Source organism: Planobispora rosea (genome assembly GCF_014648175.1).
GTDB lineage: Bacteria > Actinomycetota > Actinomycetes > Streptosporangiales > Streptosporangiaceae > Planobispora > Planobispora rosea.
The window spans coordinates 1-1129 of record NZ_BMQP01000130.1 but is presented as its reverse complement, the minus strand read 5'-3'; the positions used below and the strand labels follow the sequence as shown (position 1 = coordinate 1129).

Here is a 1129-nt window from a genome sequence, read left to right as displayed (position 1 = left end):
CGCTGTCATGAAGGAGCGCAGGGTTGCTCGCCGTAGCTGCGCCCATGTTCGGATCCGGCGATGTCCACGTCGTCCAGGAGCATTCCGGCGGGTCAGGACCGGAGATCGATGCGCAGGTGAATCTCTCTGATCTCAACTCCGTACAGTCCGTCGGGACGGTACCGGTGGGCTGCGGCGCCCAGCCGGTGGCCTGACCCGGACCACCGGAATCCGACGGGAGCGAGTACCCGCCGCGCCGTCAGCGACGTACCAGCCAGAGATCAGAGCCAGTACGGCGGGCTCCGAAGCGGGTCAGGAGAGCCATGGAGGCCAGGTTGGTGCCATCGATCTCGGTGGACACCTCCATTAGCCCCCGCCCGTGAAGAATGCCGAAGACCTGGGACAGCATCGCTCTGGCCAGCCCCCGCCGCCGATGAGCCCGGGTCACTGCGATCATGCCGAGTCGCGGCCCGCGGGGCCTGATCCAGATCCTGGCGATCCCCACATACCGCCCCGTCGAGCCGTCGACGGCCACGAGGTATGTGGCGGGATCGTACTGGGACGACTCGTAGGTCTCCTTCCGGAAACCCTGCTCGTCCCATTTCCATCCTTCAGACCCGGGAACGTCCTGCCGCAGTTCGTCATCGAGCTCCCGCAGCTCAGGCTCGGGCACCCGGTCCGCAGTGACCAGCGCGAAGCCGGAGGGAACCGGCGCACTCCCCGGACCCGTGGGTACGACATAGCGGTTCTCACGGCGCTCCAGGACGAACCCGGCCCCCATCAACGGAGAGAGGTCATCGCTTTCGTCCACCACCACGCGCAGTGGTCGCCCGGAATGCGGCGCCATGGCCGCGGCCAACGGCGCGTAGGCGTCTGCCCGGCAATTGTGAAAGAAGACCAAGCAAACACCGTTGGGCATCACTAGACCACTTGCCCGCCCAACCTCCGATCCAGCATCGCGGGCCGTCCACCCATCAGACATGCTGACGATCTCCATGCGGGCCACGCTAAGCCGCCGCCCAGTTCCCGCGCCAACTGTTATCCGCAAGACGGACTCGGCTCTCCCCTTTAGTTCAAGGAGCGGTGTTGCCGCCGGATCCGAACATGGGCGCAGCTACGGCGAGCAACCCTGCGCTCCTTCATGACAGCG

The 1129-nt window shown here is 66.2% G+C and carries 1 protein-coding gene; it reads right to left on the bottom strand.

From position 1 onward, the window contains the following. Positions 1-238: 238 nt before the first annotated feature. Complete coding sequence (locus IEZ08_RS39060; RefSeq protein ID WP_189244251.1) at positions 239-976, bottom strand: GNAT family N-acetyltransferase; 738 nt, start codon at positions 974-976, stop codon at positions 239-241. Between the last annotated feature and the right edge of the window lie 153 nt (positions 977-1129).

Excerpts from the sequence above, each read along its gene's own strand:
- IEZ08_RS39060 (WP_189244251.1), bottom strand. The coding sequence starts at position 976 with ATGGAGATCGTCAGCATGTCTGATGGGTGGACGGCCCGCGATGCTGGA.